Origin of the sequence: Corynebacterium sp. Marseille-P4611, assembly GCF_916618765.1 — a bacterium.
In the GTDB taxonomy this organism is placed as follows: domain Bacteria; phylum Actinomycetota; class Actinomycetes; order Mycobacteriales; family Mycobacteriaceae; genus Corynebacterium; species Corynebacterium marquesiae.
On the sequence record NZ_CAKAKD010000001.1, the window covers coordinates 2,426,021 to 2,439,828 of the forward strand.

Here is a 13,808-nt window from a genome sequence, read left to right on the forward strand (position 1 = left end):
TACAAACCTCCCATATTCCTAAATTCTGGATTCCGCAAAGCGGTTACCATCCGCCGTTGACAACGGGCGCGCCGACAAAGACAAAAGCAGCTTGTTAATCCCACCAACAGCGGCGGCAAGCTGCTTACCGGTCTCCGTGTTCGCGCCCGCGTCATTCCGCGTCAAAGTGACGAGCTCCTGCAGGTGCTTATTCGTGTCGCTGATGATTCCCATCTGCTCCACGTGCGCCTGCGAAGCGCGCTCCTGCTCCACCTTCGACGCGTCCTGCAGCGCCTTAATAACGCCCTCATTCTGGGCCTTCGCCAGGTCTTGCTGCAGCTTTGCATACTCAAGGTTCGACTCGAGAACATCCTTCTTAGTGATGTAGTCGACCTCATTCTGAGCCTTGAGCATGTCCAGGGCGAGCTGGTCGCGGTCCGTCTGCCGCTGCAAAGCAGCAGTCTGGTCCTCCGACTCACGCTGCAGCTTGTCAATCTTTCCAGCCACCGCGTACTGCAAAGAACCAATCGTGGCCTCAGTAAACTGGGCGCCAAGCTCAGCGCCAGCTGTAGCCATCTCCGTGCCGTACTGGCCGGACAATGCGCCGCCGGCGACACCAAGCGCAGCACCACCAGCAGAACCAAGAATGATGCCAGCCTTGGAACCACCATCAAGGTTCTTCCAAGCCTCACGCATCTCCTTCTTATTCTGGTGAATGTCAATACTGCCCTGCACGGTGTCCTTCAAGCCACCGAGCGCCAGGCCGGCACCAGCTAACGCGCCGAGCGGGCCACCGGCTGCAAAGCCAGCAACACCGGCGAGAATGCCACCAATAACCTTGCCAAGACCACCGGTTACCTTGCCGACACCGCCGAAGCCACGGGCAGCACCAGAGGCCTGATTAGCGGTCATGCCATACAGCTGCGCGGCCTGGGCCTGCAGCTGCTGCGTCTGCAAGGTCAGCATCTTGGCCGCCGCGGTCTGCGTCAGCGTTGCCTGGGCAACATCGAGCTGCGCCAAAGCCTGCTGACGAGTTGCTTCGAACTCATCAAGCGCAGCCTGGGCGCGAGCAACCTTAACGCCCCACTCCGCGGCCTTAACCTCCGCGGAGTTCTCGATTACCGACTCGGAGACTTCCTCCACGGCGAAAATGCCTGTGCGGCGGAACCGGTCCATCGCACCAGACATAGCTTCAATGGAGGTGGACCCCATGCGGGCTGCCGCGTCGCGGGCGTCCTCAAGGTCTGCCTCTGCTTCAGCAACGGACAATGCACCGCGAGCCCGGGCCCGCGCCACATCCTGCTCACGCAGTTGCAGCTCCGCCAAGGAACGCAGGCGCTCAATGGCGTTGGTCTGCTGCTGCATTTCCATCTTGGAGACCTCTTGACGAGTGCGCTCCACGATGCCCGCCAGACGCTCCATCTCATCGAAGAAATTCGAAATAGAAATGAAGCCCTTAGATGCGGACTCAAAGATGGACTCCGCCATGTCGCCTGCTGCCTTGTAGCGTGCGGCTGCGACAGCGCGCTCCGCGGCAATGAGGCGGTCGGATTGGTCGGCGGTTTTCTCGCGAGCTTCACCTAGGGCGTCTTCAGCCTTGTTGACCTTGTCCTGTGCGGACTTGACCGCCTTAGCGTTCTTGTCCTTGGACTTTTCCAAAGCATCGTTGACGTCCTCGCGGGTGCGAGCCAGTTTCTTCTCCGCGTCAGCAATCTTGTCCGGCTTGCCCTCACGACGGGCCTTAGCCAAGTTCTCCTCGGCGTCAGCAAGCTTGCGCTTCTGGTCCTTGGAGAGCCCACCTCCTTCCTTTTCTGTTTCTGCGAGCTCACGCTTGGCTTCCGCCAGTTCCTTTTCGCGCTGTACAACATCGTCGTTTTCCGCGGCGATGGCACGGCGTGTATCGAGTAGGCCTTGTTCGGCGTCTTGCACGATTTCTGCACTAGCGAGGTAATCGCCGCCGAAGTGACGGCCGTAGCTAACGGCCTGGTACTGCGCACCGTTTGCGCCCTTAACGAACTGGTTGACGGCAGAGTTAAACGATGCCGCGAACTTAGGCAGAACATCCAGGGACCGTTCGTAGGCAACCGTCTCCATTGGGTTGAGGATGCGCTCGTCCTTGCCGGACATGTTGATGGCGATTCGGCCATCTTTCATAATTCCGCCGCGGTCGTGGACTCGCGTCCGCTTCTGGAACTCGAGCGCCATGTCGTAGTATTCCTGGGCTTTACCCCAGGAAACAGACTTACCGCTCTTGGTCGTGTATCCACTGGTGGATGTCGACGAAATCCCCTCTAGCGGACCACCCTTGTCGTAGGTACCATCAACATCGCTAAATCCGATGTCAACACCACCGTCGAGCGGAAGGTAAGCGCGGTTGGTGAACTGGCCATTGTCAGCACCGGCTGCAGCGCCGCCAATCTGGCCATCGCCCCGTCCACCGCCCATCTCGAGGTTGATGCGTTTGCCGTCGCCGAAGAACAGTGTTCCGGCGGTGTGGCCGCCCCATGGTCCGCCGTTGAACCAGCCGAAAGCCATGCGGGCGCCACTGCCGAGGCCATTTTTCGCTCCCATGCGGGCCAAGACAGCACCCTCATCGCCGGTAGCGAACTTGCGCCCGGCAAGCGGCCAACCAGCAATGAAAGCGCCAATTCCAGACATGGCGCCCGAGCAGTCTCCCCAGTTTCCGAGCAGTCCGCCCGACCACACGTAGCTCGCACCTTCCAACGACCGTGGAGCACGCTTGCCATCAACGGTTTCACCCTTGACGAATTTCAGCACATCATGGGCGCTAACGCCGCCATCTGCCATGTGGGTGACAGATTTCGGGGCCACAGACGAGCCGTCGCGGCGAATCTGGTTACCGCCAGCGTCCACCAAGCCCAGGCCGAAGATGCCAGCAGTCTCCGCCAGAATCTGCGTCGACCGCTTACGCTTCGACGGAGCGTGAGGAATAAAGCTTTCGCCCTGCGTTTCATCCTCAGCCCAGGTCAGCCACCGCCCGCCAGGCTGGATTTGGGCCGGCTGCTGCGACATGCGCTCGGCACCACCGGCAGCCATAAACCGCTGTGCGGAGCCGTAATTCACCAAGCCATCGGCAGCGTTATCGTGCCGGTGGGTGAAGATATTAACAACCTTGTCCTTGATACCAGCAAGCCAATTCTTGACCGATTCAATACCACTTGCTGCAGGACGGTTATTAACGTCAATCGTCGGAGTGGTTTTCTTGACTCCCAGCTGGTCCAGAGCCCTATTAGACAAAGAAACGCCATTATCCAATAGCTTCTTATTCAGGTCAGCCTTCGGCGTGGGCGACATAGCCCCCAAAGCATCCAGCTCACCCTGGGCAATGCCCTTGCCATTTAGGAGGTTGTCGATAATGAGCTGTGCCTGCGGCGACGGATTCTCAATATCGAGGGCATCGAGAATACCCTTCGCTTCGCTAGCGGACACCTCAAGCTGAGTGGTGTCCATAAACACTTCTGGCGAAATGTCAGTTTCGCCTATCTCAGACATCAGCTGCGTTATATGAGAAAGAGCTTCCTCTGCCTCATCCGTGGTAGCAGTGATCTCCATGTTGCCATTGCCCAAGTCCTTAGTCTTGATGCCAAGTTCATCGAGCACGGCCATGGCTTCATCACCGGCCAGAGGGACCTCGATGGTCTGGCCCTCTTCCAGGTCGTACAGCGCCGCATAAATGGACGCTAGCTCCGACGAAACGCCTTCACTATTGACGTTGACAACAGTCTGAATTTCTTCAGGCATGAGGCCAAACTGCTCACGCAACGACGCGACTTGTTCTTTAGACAGGCCAAACTTTTCCGCCAAGGCGTCAAGCGCTGGGGAAATCTGGTTGTCAAAAGTTCCCTGCACGTCGCCGCCGTTAACAGCGACGTTGACCATCTGGTCATGCAGAGTGGTCATCTGCTCATAAAGCTGACGAGCAGAATCATTCGTAACTTCGAGAGAGCCGTCTGCATTGAACAGCGCGGCACCCATCTCGTTCGCAGGAACCTCAAGGCTTTGAGTGGACTCGACCAGTTTGTCTACCGCTTCCGCGGCGTCCATCATGGCCTTTTCCGCGTCCTTCGGAGCCAGACCCATAGCCTGCAGCACCGTTTCGAGCGCGGTCAGCTTCTCCTCGGCAGAGGAACCCGCGTCAGCCAGAACCTCAATGCCCTGGGCAGCCTGCGCTGCGGCTGGGTCGACACGCTGTGCGGACTCAACAAGCCCCTCAACCTTAGCGCGGGCACCCTCCAACTGGTCGGCAGCAGCATTACCTGCATCGCCAGACTCGCGCAGAGACGAAATCAGCTTCTGGTACTCAGGTCCGCCCTTAGCAACGACTTCGCTAAGTGCCTCCATCGGAATATTGGACTTCTCAGCCGCTTCCGACAGAGCTTCATAAGATTCCTTCAGCTCCTTGTTGTGGGTTGTCGAAGCTGCTCGAGCCTTCTGTTCCTCGCTGGCCATGAGAGGAATCTTGTTCATGAAATTGTCGACCGAGACTGTGGCCATGTTGAGCTTCTCAACGATGCCAAAATCGCGGCCACCCATTTCAATGAGCTCAGAGAACTCCGCCTTGGCGACCTTGGCAGCAGAAGCCAACGCCTGGTCGTCAAGTTCGCCAGTTGTGCCGGCTAGTTGGGCGCGCAATTCTTGCTGCGCTACCGCAGACTCGCGAGTCGCCTGAGCCATCGCCTCCTGCGCTGCTTCCAACGCGGCCGCAGCATGCTGCGTATTCGCGTACAGCGCAACGGTCGCGCCAATGCCGACAGCCAGAGGGCCGCCCAGAGCATTAACCACATTGGTTACACCAGACTTAAGCCCAGAGAAAGCCGCAGCACCAACACCACTAATGGTGCCGGCCATACTGGTCACGGAGGCTTGTACAGAACGTCCTGCGCTCTGCATCATGTAGTCCATGGAGGTAAACGAGTTACCGGCCTTGAGGGCATTTTCCGACGCAGACTGCCCCATAGCCCTATAGCTAGACGCTAAATCTTTCAGAGGGGCAGACGCTTGGGTGTATGCCTGCGCCATCGACTGCATCGTCTTGTTCGTCGACGTGCCCGCGTACTGTACTGCCGCGTCGAAGCGGCTAATCTCGCGTCCGGTGTCGGCATAGTAGGCGCGAATATCCTTCACGCCCTGCCCCATCGTCTTTAGCGACTCAACGTGGGGCTGAACGACACCGTTAATCTTGTCGAAGATGGTGGGAACCGTCTTGAACCCGGCCCAGGCTGCTACTGCAGCAGTCACGAGCCCTGGGTGTTGTTCTAGGAATCCGGTCACAGATTGCAATGGGCCTGATAGGGCTTCAATCGCGCTGCCGGCGGCTTGCAGCAAGCTGACGAATACAGTCCAGGTGCTGATGCCAAGCGCTGCAGACGCCTGCCCCAGAGAACTGATAATGCTGCCAATGACGGGGGCCATCTTTTGGCCCGCTTCCCACATCTGGGTAAAAGCGTTCTTGGTCTGCTGCAGCATGGTCTGCGCCTCGGCAGACTGGCCCAACGCAGCTAGGGAACTGCCAAACTCTTTAACCGCTGGCACACCGCGGCTCTGAATCCAGTCCCCGAAATCTTCCATCACCGGGCCGAGTCGGTCGTTCAGCCCGTCGAGAGCAACAGTGACTGCTCCGAATCCGTCTTTAGCTAGGCCGAAAAATGGTTTGAGCGCTGTAGCTCCGACACGTCCGGCTGCGGCTCCCATGTTGGCTAGCGCGCCGGAGAAGGTATTGCCCATGTCTTGGGCGGCACCGCCCATGCCTTCACGCATGGCCTTTTCAAAGGTTTCGAAGTCTACCTTGCCCTCGGAAACCATGTCGGAGACTTCAGCGGAAGTCACGCCGAGTTGGTCTGCCAAGAGCTGCAATACCGGAATGCCAGCAGACATGAGCTGCAGCATGTCGTCGCCCTGGAGCTTGCCGCGAGCTGCGACCGAGCCGAAGATTAGGCCCATGTCCTCCATGGAACGGCCAGCAATCGCAGCCGTATCACCCACGGTAGTAAGCGTCTGCTCGAGCTCCTTGCCCGGCTTAATACCAGCGGCCACCATCTGTGCAGACACAGACGCGGCTTCACCCAGTCCGTGGGCCGTGCCCTTCACGGCAGCCAGAGCATTGTCCATAACGCCGGACACGGTCTCGGCGCTATTGCCCAGGCCCTTGAGTTTCGCCTCGGCGCCTTCAATAGCCTTTAGGCGGCCGAAGCCCTTAGTCAGGCCGGCAGCAATCGAACCGCCGGCCGCGGTACCGATACCGATGGCAGAGGCTTTAAGTTTCCGGCTGATGCCAGAGGACAGTTTGCTGCCCATGGAGTCACCAGACTTCTCTGCCTGTGGCTCAGCAGCGCCCAAGGCCTTTGCAATGCCGGGGGAGATTTTGGAGACTTCTGGGACGATACTGATGTATCCGACGCCGAGCTCGGCCATGAGCGATGCCTACCTTTCAAAGGGTGGTACACGGGTTATTGCTTTTCGGTAGCCCTCACAGCCGCACGAATATCCGCGCTGGTCTTTAACCGCGGCGGCGTCTTTTTCTCCTCTGCCTCCTTCTCCCCCGGCGAGTCCGCCTCATCTTCGGTGAAGGAAGAAACTATCGCGTACCACAGCCCATGAGGAGGCAGTTTCTCTACGTCAACGCCATGAGCCATGAGATAGGTGCGAAGCAGAGAGTCATGCGCCGCGGCAAGCATCTTCACTTGAGGGGTCGACCATTCGGCAAGCTCTGCAGACTCGGGATTCAGCAATTTATGCACGTTCGACGTTGCTGGGAGAGCGCGTAGGAATGCTTTTAGGTCACTCCATGTGAATGTGCGGCCGAGTTGAGAAAGAGACCAGCCAGCGGTGAAAAGGTCTGCTCTTACCGCGTCAAGCAGACCTTCGCGGGATGTGAGGAAGCGGTGGAGGGCTAGGATTCCCCCACAGTGATTCCAGACTCTTCCTGCCAGTACTTATCAATCTCGTTAATCTGACGGCCGTTCAAACCAGCAATAGCTTCCTTCTGTGCCTTATTCTTGGCGAAGTAGGTCAGCAGGAATCGCAGTGCTTCGGTGGGGCTCTTGCCTACCTTGGGGTTGTCTTCCAGGCTGGTTTCGATTTCTTCGACGGTCTTGGGGTCGAAGCAGTCCAGCGGTGGGAGGGACAGGGTTACGGTCTTGTTGCCGGTTGCGGCGGGGATGATTACTTCGATGTTGTCGAAGCTGGTGGAAACGGTGAGAGCCATGGGTGGACCAAGCCTTTCGGGTGTTGGGTTGTTGGGGCCGGGCCTAAAGTTTGAGCCCACCCGGCAAATGTTGAGGGCAGGCCCGGTCCAAAGGGAATTGTTTTCCCTCAATGGTTTGCCGGGTGAGAAGTGGGAGCAGGATTGTTTAGCCCCTGCTGCTCCGCCCAGGGGGATTTATTACGCCTCGGCGCCAGGGTTGCCAGCGGTGCCCGGGTCTTCAGAATTTTCGGCGTCGGCCGGGGTCCCGTCATCGCGGTACTCGGTGACGTATGCGTAATTGCGCTCTGGGTCGGTGCCCTTGAACGCGGTAATCGTCACGTTGTACTTGGTGGAAGCGGAGTGGACATCCGCGGTCTTTTCCACGGTGGTGATGCGGCCACGTTCGATGACGTAGGTCTTTGCCTTCTCGCCGTACACGGCCTTGAGGACGTGAGACTGAATCGGCAGGCGCTCCGAGGTGTGGTAGATGGTGGTCTGCTTGCCCTCAGAGTTGGTAGCCTTCTTGGTCTCCACGTTATCCGCACCGAAGAGGGAGTCAATGACTGCCTCGTTATCTTCCTCGAGGAAGGTCAGGGTCACGGTCTCGGTGTAGGAAGTCTGCAGGTCTACCCAGTCCTCGCCGCCGAACATCTTCTCAGTGGAGGACTCACGAGCCGGGTTGACGTTGAAGCCGTCCTCGCCGACCGCGCCGTGATCCTTGAATGCTTCATCGAGCTTTTCAGTGGCAGAGGTGGGCAGCTTGGTGCCTAGTGGGGCGTTGAAGTACACGCCGCCATCAATCGGGGGCGCACCAACGAAAGCGTTATTGATATTGACAGCCATGTGTCAGTCTTCCTTTCAGAATCGTTGGACCGGGCCTGAAAGAAAAGAGGTTCAGCAACACCTATTGGGTGCGCTTAAGTTGCAGTTGAGCGGTGAACTGGAATCGAGAGAACCGACTGTCGGGGTCGTCATAACGAGTGAGATTGTTGTCCACAGACGCCCAAGTGACTTGGTTACTGCGGAATCCACGCCATGAGTCCCACGCATCATCGGCTAGTTTCTCCGCGGCTACCTCGCTAGGGGCGTAGCACTCCACGAGGAAGCGCGGCGCCTTCGTCGACCACGTATCAGCACCACCGCCGATACGAGAGACGATGACGAATTGCTTCGGCTCCGGGTCGGGCATGCGCGTGGACACGCGCACCCCAAGCGCATCGCCTAGTAGCTTGACGGCAATCGCCTGTGTTGAAATACCCATTAGCCAAGCACCCTCACTAGCACGTTTTCTCGCCCTTCTCGCCACTTAGCAGACCATGTATCCGCGTACACGATGCCGCGGAATCGAGACTTGCCTTGCTGGGTAGAAAGGACGAATCCGTCCCCGGCGCGGCCGGCGATGTCCTCACCATGCTGCACTACAAGTTGCTTAGCGACGCTACCGCGAAGAAGTTCCTGTAGTCCTGTTTTATTGGGCCGGTATTTCGTCACGGCTACACCACCTCACATGAGCCCAGCCGACGGGGCTATACGCGGCTTTCACTTTGGTCTGCGCCTCGTCTGCGAAACAGATGAGCGAACCACCGTCGAAAGACAAGGATGAGGTTTGAACTTTGTCGAGGTTTCCATCTGACCGCTCGATGAGTAGCCAGCTATTCGATGCCTGCAAGGTTCACCACCTCTAATCCTGGTGCCCACCCGAAGGGGTTGTGCTCGTAGTTTTCGGGTTCGCCAACAACTTCGAGAACATCCTTCCGCTCGGGTAGACGTACCGCGTCTCCTACGAGAAAAGCCCCCGCAGGGGCGTACATCTCGATTTTCACAGTGCGTCGCTCATGCCCCGCGAGCTTCGGCTCATCAGTTTGCGGCATCGCCCACCCAGCAACCATGACCGGTTCGGAGGACTCCACATCTTCGACAACATCGTTGCCGAGCTCATCAACGGTGCCCACCTGCTCACGGCGGATACGCACCACGGAATACCGGAGCGGAACATCCAGAGCCATTACCAGCTCACCGCCTCAACGGTGCGCATACCGCGGGAACGGTTCAACTCATCGTCGAGCGCTTTATCCAGCATTTCCCGCTCCGCTTTTGTAAGGAACAGATTGCCCTCACTATTGCGGAAAGAGGAGGATTGCGAGAAAGCGCCGGCGGTCTGTGACAGTGACTCCATGTGGTCAGTGTTCTCTGACTGCAAAGCGCGCTTCGCCATCGAACACACGATAATCCGCAGGACAGCTGCGAGCTTTTCTGATGGATTATCCGGCAGGTCGTACATGGCCTGCAGCCACACGGACGCATCTTCTAGTACGGCGTCCGCCTGATCCCCCTCGGGGGCAAGCGACCACCGTGCGCGCAGCTCGTCGCTAGTCGCAAACGCCGCCATGACTACTGCGCCAAACCGGACAGCTTCACCACAGACAGCGGGTCAGTAACACCAAACTCCATGGAAGCCCAGGTGTAGAAGCGGGTCAGCTGGCGGCCCTTGATGTACTCATTGTCGGTGGAAATCGGGTCTTCAACGCCCATAACGCCGACTGCGCCGCGCTGCAGCAGCAGGCCTTCGCCCTCGCCCAGAGAGTTGGTGTTGGACACGTAGAGCGTGATGCCGAGGGTAGACAGCACATCGCGCCAGTTCTTCACACCAAGGATGGCGCGAAGATTCTTCGCGTCACGCGGCTTCAGGACCAAGGTATCCGGGTTATAACCGAGGTCGGTCTCCTCAATCTTGAGCTTGGCTTCCTCAATATCATCAATGAGCTTGCCCTCACCAGTCAGCGCAGTCTTATTAGACGCGGTGACCTTACCAGCAGCGGCCCAACCAGAGGACTCCAACTTCAGGCCACTGTCCATGTTGGAGATGACGCCATCAATAACCTGGAAGGCACGGTCATCAATGTCCTTGACCATCGTGTTCGCCACGCGGTTGGCACCACGCTGCAAGATGATTGGGTCGTTACGCTTTTCTGCCTCGCGAGTCAGGTCGTAGTGACCACCGGTCTTCACGACCGGGTCGACTACCGGCTTTCCCTGCGCGGTGGAGAACGCTGGGAACTCCGCGCCCGGGGCGATAACACCAGGCTTCTCCGCTACGGTCGCCACGTTGGCCTCGAGACGGTCATACATAATGGCGCCGCCGTTAGCCGCGGTGGAGGTAAACAGGAACTGGGAGACCAGGTTCGCCTGCGTCAGCTGCGCGATATAATTGGAAAGGCGAGTCGGTTCCTGCACCAGCATGGACGTGGTGATGGTGCCCTCGTCGTTAACGCGGGCTGGGGAAAGTGGGAAAGTGAAATCAGCCATCTTTCTTCCTCCTTACTTCAGCGCCACAATGACGCGATTATTAGCAGCGGCAGACACAGCGAGGCCGACTACTGGGGCGGACTCCGCAGCCTTAGTGGCCTTTCCGGACGCTGCAGCGGCTACTGGGTCGCCGGCGGCAATAGCGCCATTAGCTTCGACTTCAACGATGTGGCCTGCGCGGTACACCATGACGTAGCCATCCTTAGCTACGTCGGTGGCGGGTACGCCGAAAACCTGGGCGCCGGCACCCGCGGTCTTAGCAACCGGGTTGCGGCCGTCAATGTCGCCAGCGAGCTGTACGAAAGTACCCGCCTTCAGGTCCGCCTGTGCCTTCACAGTCGGGTTCTGGGCGGGGGTGTAATGAACAACAGTGGACATTACGAAAATCCCTCCTTATGTGGGAATTAGTTGTGTTGTGCAAACTTGCCGTTTACCGGCCACGACGCAGGGAACGAGTAATCTGGCTTATCCTCCCGCGAGGAAGCCCCCGGCTTAAGATTTTCGACTGGATAGTCAGACGGCGGTGTGGCTCGCTTAGCGGCCTGCGCCTGCAACTCGCCTAAGCGCTTTGCATTGTCGTCGAACTTCTCCGGGTCGCTTCCCAAAAGGTCGGCGTTCTCCTCCGAGATTCCGTACTTAGAAAGGGCTTTGGAACGTGCCAATTCCACTTGGAATTGGTTGGCCTTGGTGCGCTCGGCCTCCAGGGCTTCTTGGGCGCGCTGCAGTTCCGTCTTTTCCGCGTCTTGAATCTCGCGGTACTTTTCCGCATCGGCACGTAGTTCGTTGCGCTCGGTGCGGTAGCGGGCGCTTTCCTTGCGGAGCTTTTCTAGCTCCTGCTGGTAGGACTCTGCGCTGCGTTCCGGCTTCGAGTTGTCGGCCTCCTGGGCCTTATCCTCGGTTGCCACCTCGGCGGCATTCTGGTCGTCGGTGGTGGCGGTAGTTTCTTCTGCCATCGGTAACCTCCTGGGTTATCTGGGTTGGGCATGAAAAAGCCCCCGCCACCAACCAATGTGGTGTGGGGGTGGTGCGCTAAAGGGGAATCGAACCCCAACACTGCCAACCTTTGGTAGCGCTACTTTCCGCCAAAAGGCGAATACTCAGCGGTGTTCAAACCACCAGCCGATATGAACTCGACCCATTTCCTAAACTGCGCAGGCGACGGTTTATCGCCCACCCAAGTCTGTTCACGCCAGTGCGCATACAGGGCATTTGCTTCCTTCTGGCCCTCCCACGGCTTTCCATCAACCACAAGTACTGGAATGCAGTCGCAGCCATCGTGATACCTGCGGCCGTCACGCCGGCGGATTACTGTATCTTCGGAATACACCGCCCCGCGGGAGGCAAGCATGGTGCAGAAAGCGCATGACTCGCGGCCAGACAAGACCCGCGCATAACCGGCACGCGCCGGCCTCCCAGACTTAAATCTCGCCGAGCCATTGTGTGCCGCATCCGTCACCGCACTACGCCCCGCGTCCACAATGTGGCGTGACAAGCGCCGGCCAAGCTCACCAGCTACACGAGCTTTCACGGCGGAATCCATACGGTTAGAAAAATCAGGGCTCACAGCCTGCATAACACGCTTCTTAGATTCCTCGTCCAACATCATCACGTGAAGTTTCGACGAGTCCGGGGAAAGGCGCGAGACGTCCGCGATGGCGTCGAATAATGCTTTTCGCGGGTAAGGGCGTATGGCTTCAGGCTTTATCTCTACGCCGGCGGCTGCGGCCTGGCGGCCAAGCTCCACCACGTGGGTGCGCCAAGCTACACGACGCATGCGAATAACCCGTGGATACAAAATATCCACCAGTTTCTCCACTTGCTGCACGGTGACCGGCACACCGTATGTAGCCAGAGCTTTATTCACTAGGCGGCTGATGTCGACCGCCAGCGAATCATCGTTGTTGCGAACATGCGCCAGCGGCATACCATCACCACCTCACGGTCATTAAAGCTGCAACCCATCCACGGCATCGTCCGCATCAGCGATACCGCTAAATAGGTTCGATGTGCGTGCGGTTGAGCGGGCGCGCTCCACGCGCTCCTTAGTCCACCCAGGAATATCTGACCATAATTCTTCCGGCGGGATACCCAACATGGTCGACAGCTTGCCCAAGCCGTCCACAGTCTGCGCGAACGAACGCGACGAAGTTTCCTCCCACGTCACCTCGGCTTCGAAATCAGCGGCTCCGTCTTCATCACCGGAAGCGTGCGAACACAGCCGCAGCAGTTGCTCGTGTGACTCTCCAAGCGAGGTTTGAATCTCAGACGCCTGCCTATCCTTCGACGTCTCAAGCGCTGCCAAACCATCGGCCGAAATGTTACTGATGGCGTTAGCGCCCAACGACTGAGCGGGCACCTGCGCCAGGGCGGCGAAGTCACGAACCGACGCCTGACGAGACTCAATGTAGCGCGACAAATCCGTCTCATCGTACTGGCCAACCTTCACATCAGGGTCATCAAAGAACTGCGTGTCAGCCACAGACTGGCGGAAAGCCTCCATCTCATTCTCCGGCACCCAACCAATCACATAGCGTTGCTTAAACGCGGCAAAGTGCTGCGCTACTCCCTGCTCGTAATTCGTGCGGTTAATGCGGTCTTGCAAACCGAGTAGGTGCTCCACAATGCCGCGGCGCTCTTCACCATCAGTAAGCATGCGGTCCTGGTACCGAACGATAGGAACCGCGCCCATATTGTGCGGGCGGGCTTCCTGAAAGACGAGGTTCGTCGAAGAATAATAGGTTCTATCAAGCCAACCTCCCACGCTCTCCGGAGCATGCTCAACCCCAAACCAGTACACATACTCCTCATCAAACATGCGCATGTACCGGTCGCCGATTTCAAGAGCCAGCATCGGATACTCATCCGAAGACGGCACACCCGGAAGACCAAGCGAGTCAGAGTAGAACGTCACCATGCGCCGCGGTGAATGCACGCCAATACGCAAAGCATTATCCGCCGCCGGCAGAACCGAAGCGTAAGACGTGCCATAGGTTAACGCTGCGCGATGCAGCCCGGTCTGGCGAGCAGCCATCTTATTACGCTGCCACCAAGACCAGGCATCCGCCTGCTCACCATCGGCGGAATAGAAACCGTCCACCTTCAGCGACTGCGAATAAGTATCCACCACCAACGCCACGAACGGTGCGACAGACATGCGCGCAAGCTCCGCGTGCTGTTCACGGTTCTTAGAGTTCAACGTGGCACCAACTCGGGCCGTGGCCGTCTCACTATCCCACGGCACCATGTACTCGTGGATGTTGTCGAAAATCCTGCGCTCGGCCACGTGCGTGGACAATAATTCACGCACCGCATGCTCTGC

13 protein-coding genes are annotated in these 13,808 nt (G+C 58.3%); all 13 read right to left on the bottom strand.

The window, feature by feature from the left end:
* Positions 1-18 precede the first annotated feature (18 nt).
* The gene (locus LG376_RS11605) at positions 19-6,411 is read right to left on the bottom strand and encodes a tape measure protein (RefSeq protein WP_225747219.1); all 6,393 of its coding nucleotides are present in this window, start codon (positions 6,409-6,411) and stop codon (positions 19-21) included.
* Positions 6,412-6,446: 35 nt separating this feature from the next.
* Positions 6,447-6,737 (bottom strand): hypothetical protein, encoded by a 291-nt coding sequence (locus tag LG376_RS11610; RefSeq protein WP_225747220.1) that lies wholly within the window; start codon positions 6,735-6,737, stop codon positions 6,447-6,449.
* Between the two features lie 152 nt (positions 6,738-6,889).
* Positions 6,890-7,204 (bottom strand): hypothetical protein, encoded by a 315-nt coding sequence (locus LG376_RS11615; RefSeq protein ID WP_225747221.1) that lies wholly within the window; start codon positions 7,202-7,204, stop codon positions 6,890-6,892.
* Between the two features lie 177 nt (positions 7,205-7,381).
* Positions 7,382-8,026: a hypothetical protein gene (locus LG376_RS11620; protein WP_225747222.1), complete on the bottom strand. Its 645-nt coding sequence runs from the start codon at positions 8,024-8,026 to the stop codon at positions 7,382-7,384.
* A 61-nt stretch (positions 8,027-8,087) separates the two neighbouring features.
* Positions 8,088-8,444, bottom strand: coding sequence for a hypothetical protein (locus tag LG376_RS11625; protein WP_225747223.1), 357 nt, complete (start codon positions 8,442-8,444; stop codon positions 8,088-8,090).
* The gene (locus LG376_RS11630) at positions 8,444-8,674 is read right to left on the bottom strand and encodes a hypothetical protein (RefSeq protein ID WP_225747224.1); all 231 of its coding nucleotides are present in this window, start codon (positions 8,672-8,674) and stop codon (positions 8,444-8,446) included. Before LG376_RS11630 ends, LG376_RS11625 begins: the two co-directional genes overlap by 1 nt.
* Positions 8,675-8,835: 161 nt before the next feature.
* Positions 8,836-9,189, bottom strand: a complete 354-nt coding sequence (locus LG376_RS11635) for a hypothetical protein (RefSeq protein WP_225747225.1) — start codon at positions 9,187-9,189, stop codon at positions 8,836-8,838.
* Positions 9,189-9,572, bottom strand: coding sequence for a Gp19/Gp15/Gp42 family protein (locus LG376_RS11640; RefSeq protein WP_225747226.1), 384 nt, complete (start codon positions 9,570-9,572; stop codon positions 9,189-9,191). Before LG376_RS11640 ends, LG376_RS11635 begins: the two co-directional genes overlap by 1 nt.
* A 2-nt stretch (positions 9,573-9,574) precedes the next feature.
* Positions 9,575-10,489: a major capsid protein gene (locus LG376_RS11645; protein ID WP_225747227.1), complete on the bottom strand. Its 915-nt coding sequence runs from the start codon at positions 10,487-10,489 to the stop codon at positions 9,575-9,577.
* Between the two features lie 12 nt (positions 10,490-10,501).
* On the bottom strand, positions 10,502-10,867 hold the full coding sequence (locus LG376_RS11650; protein WP_225747228.1) for a capsid cement protein: 366 nt from the start codon (positions 10,865-10,867) through the stop codon (positions 10,502-10,504).
* Between the two features lie 26 nt (positions 10,868-10,893).
* The gene (locus tag LG376_RS11655; protein WP_225747229.1) at positions 10,894-11,442 is read right to left on the bottom strand and encodes a hypothetical protein; all 549 of its coding nucleotides are present in this window, start codon (positions 11,440-11,442) and stop codon (positions 10,894-10,896) included.
* Positions 11,443-11,561: 119 nt separating this feature from the next.
* The gene (locus LG376_RS11660; protein WP_225747230.1) at positions 11,562-12,413 is read right to left on the bottom strand and encodes a hypothetical protein; all 852 of its coding nucleotides are present in this window, start codon (positions 12,411-12,413) and stop codon (positions 11,562-11,564) included.
* Between the two features lie 21 nt (positions 12,414-12,434).
* Entirely contained in the window at positions 12,435-13,796 is a 1,362-nt protein-coding gene (locus tag LG376_RS11665; protein WP_225747231.1) for a phage portal protein, read from the bottom strand.
* Between the last annotated feature and the right edge of the window lie 12 nt (positions 13,797-13,808).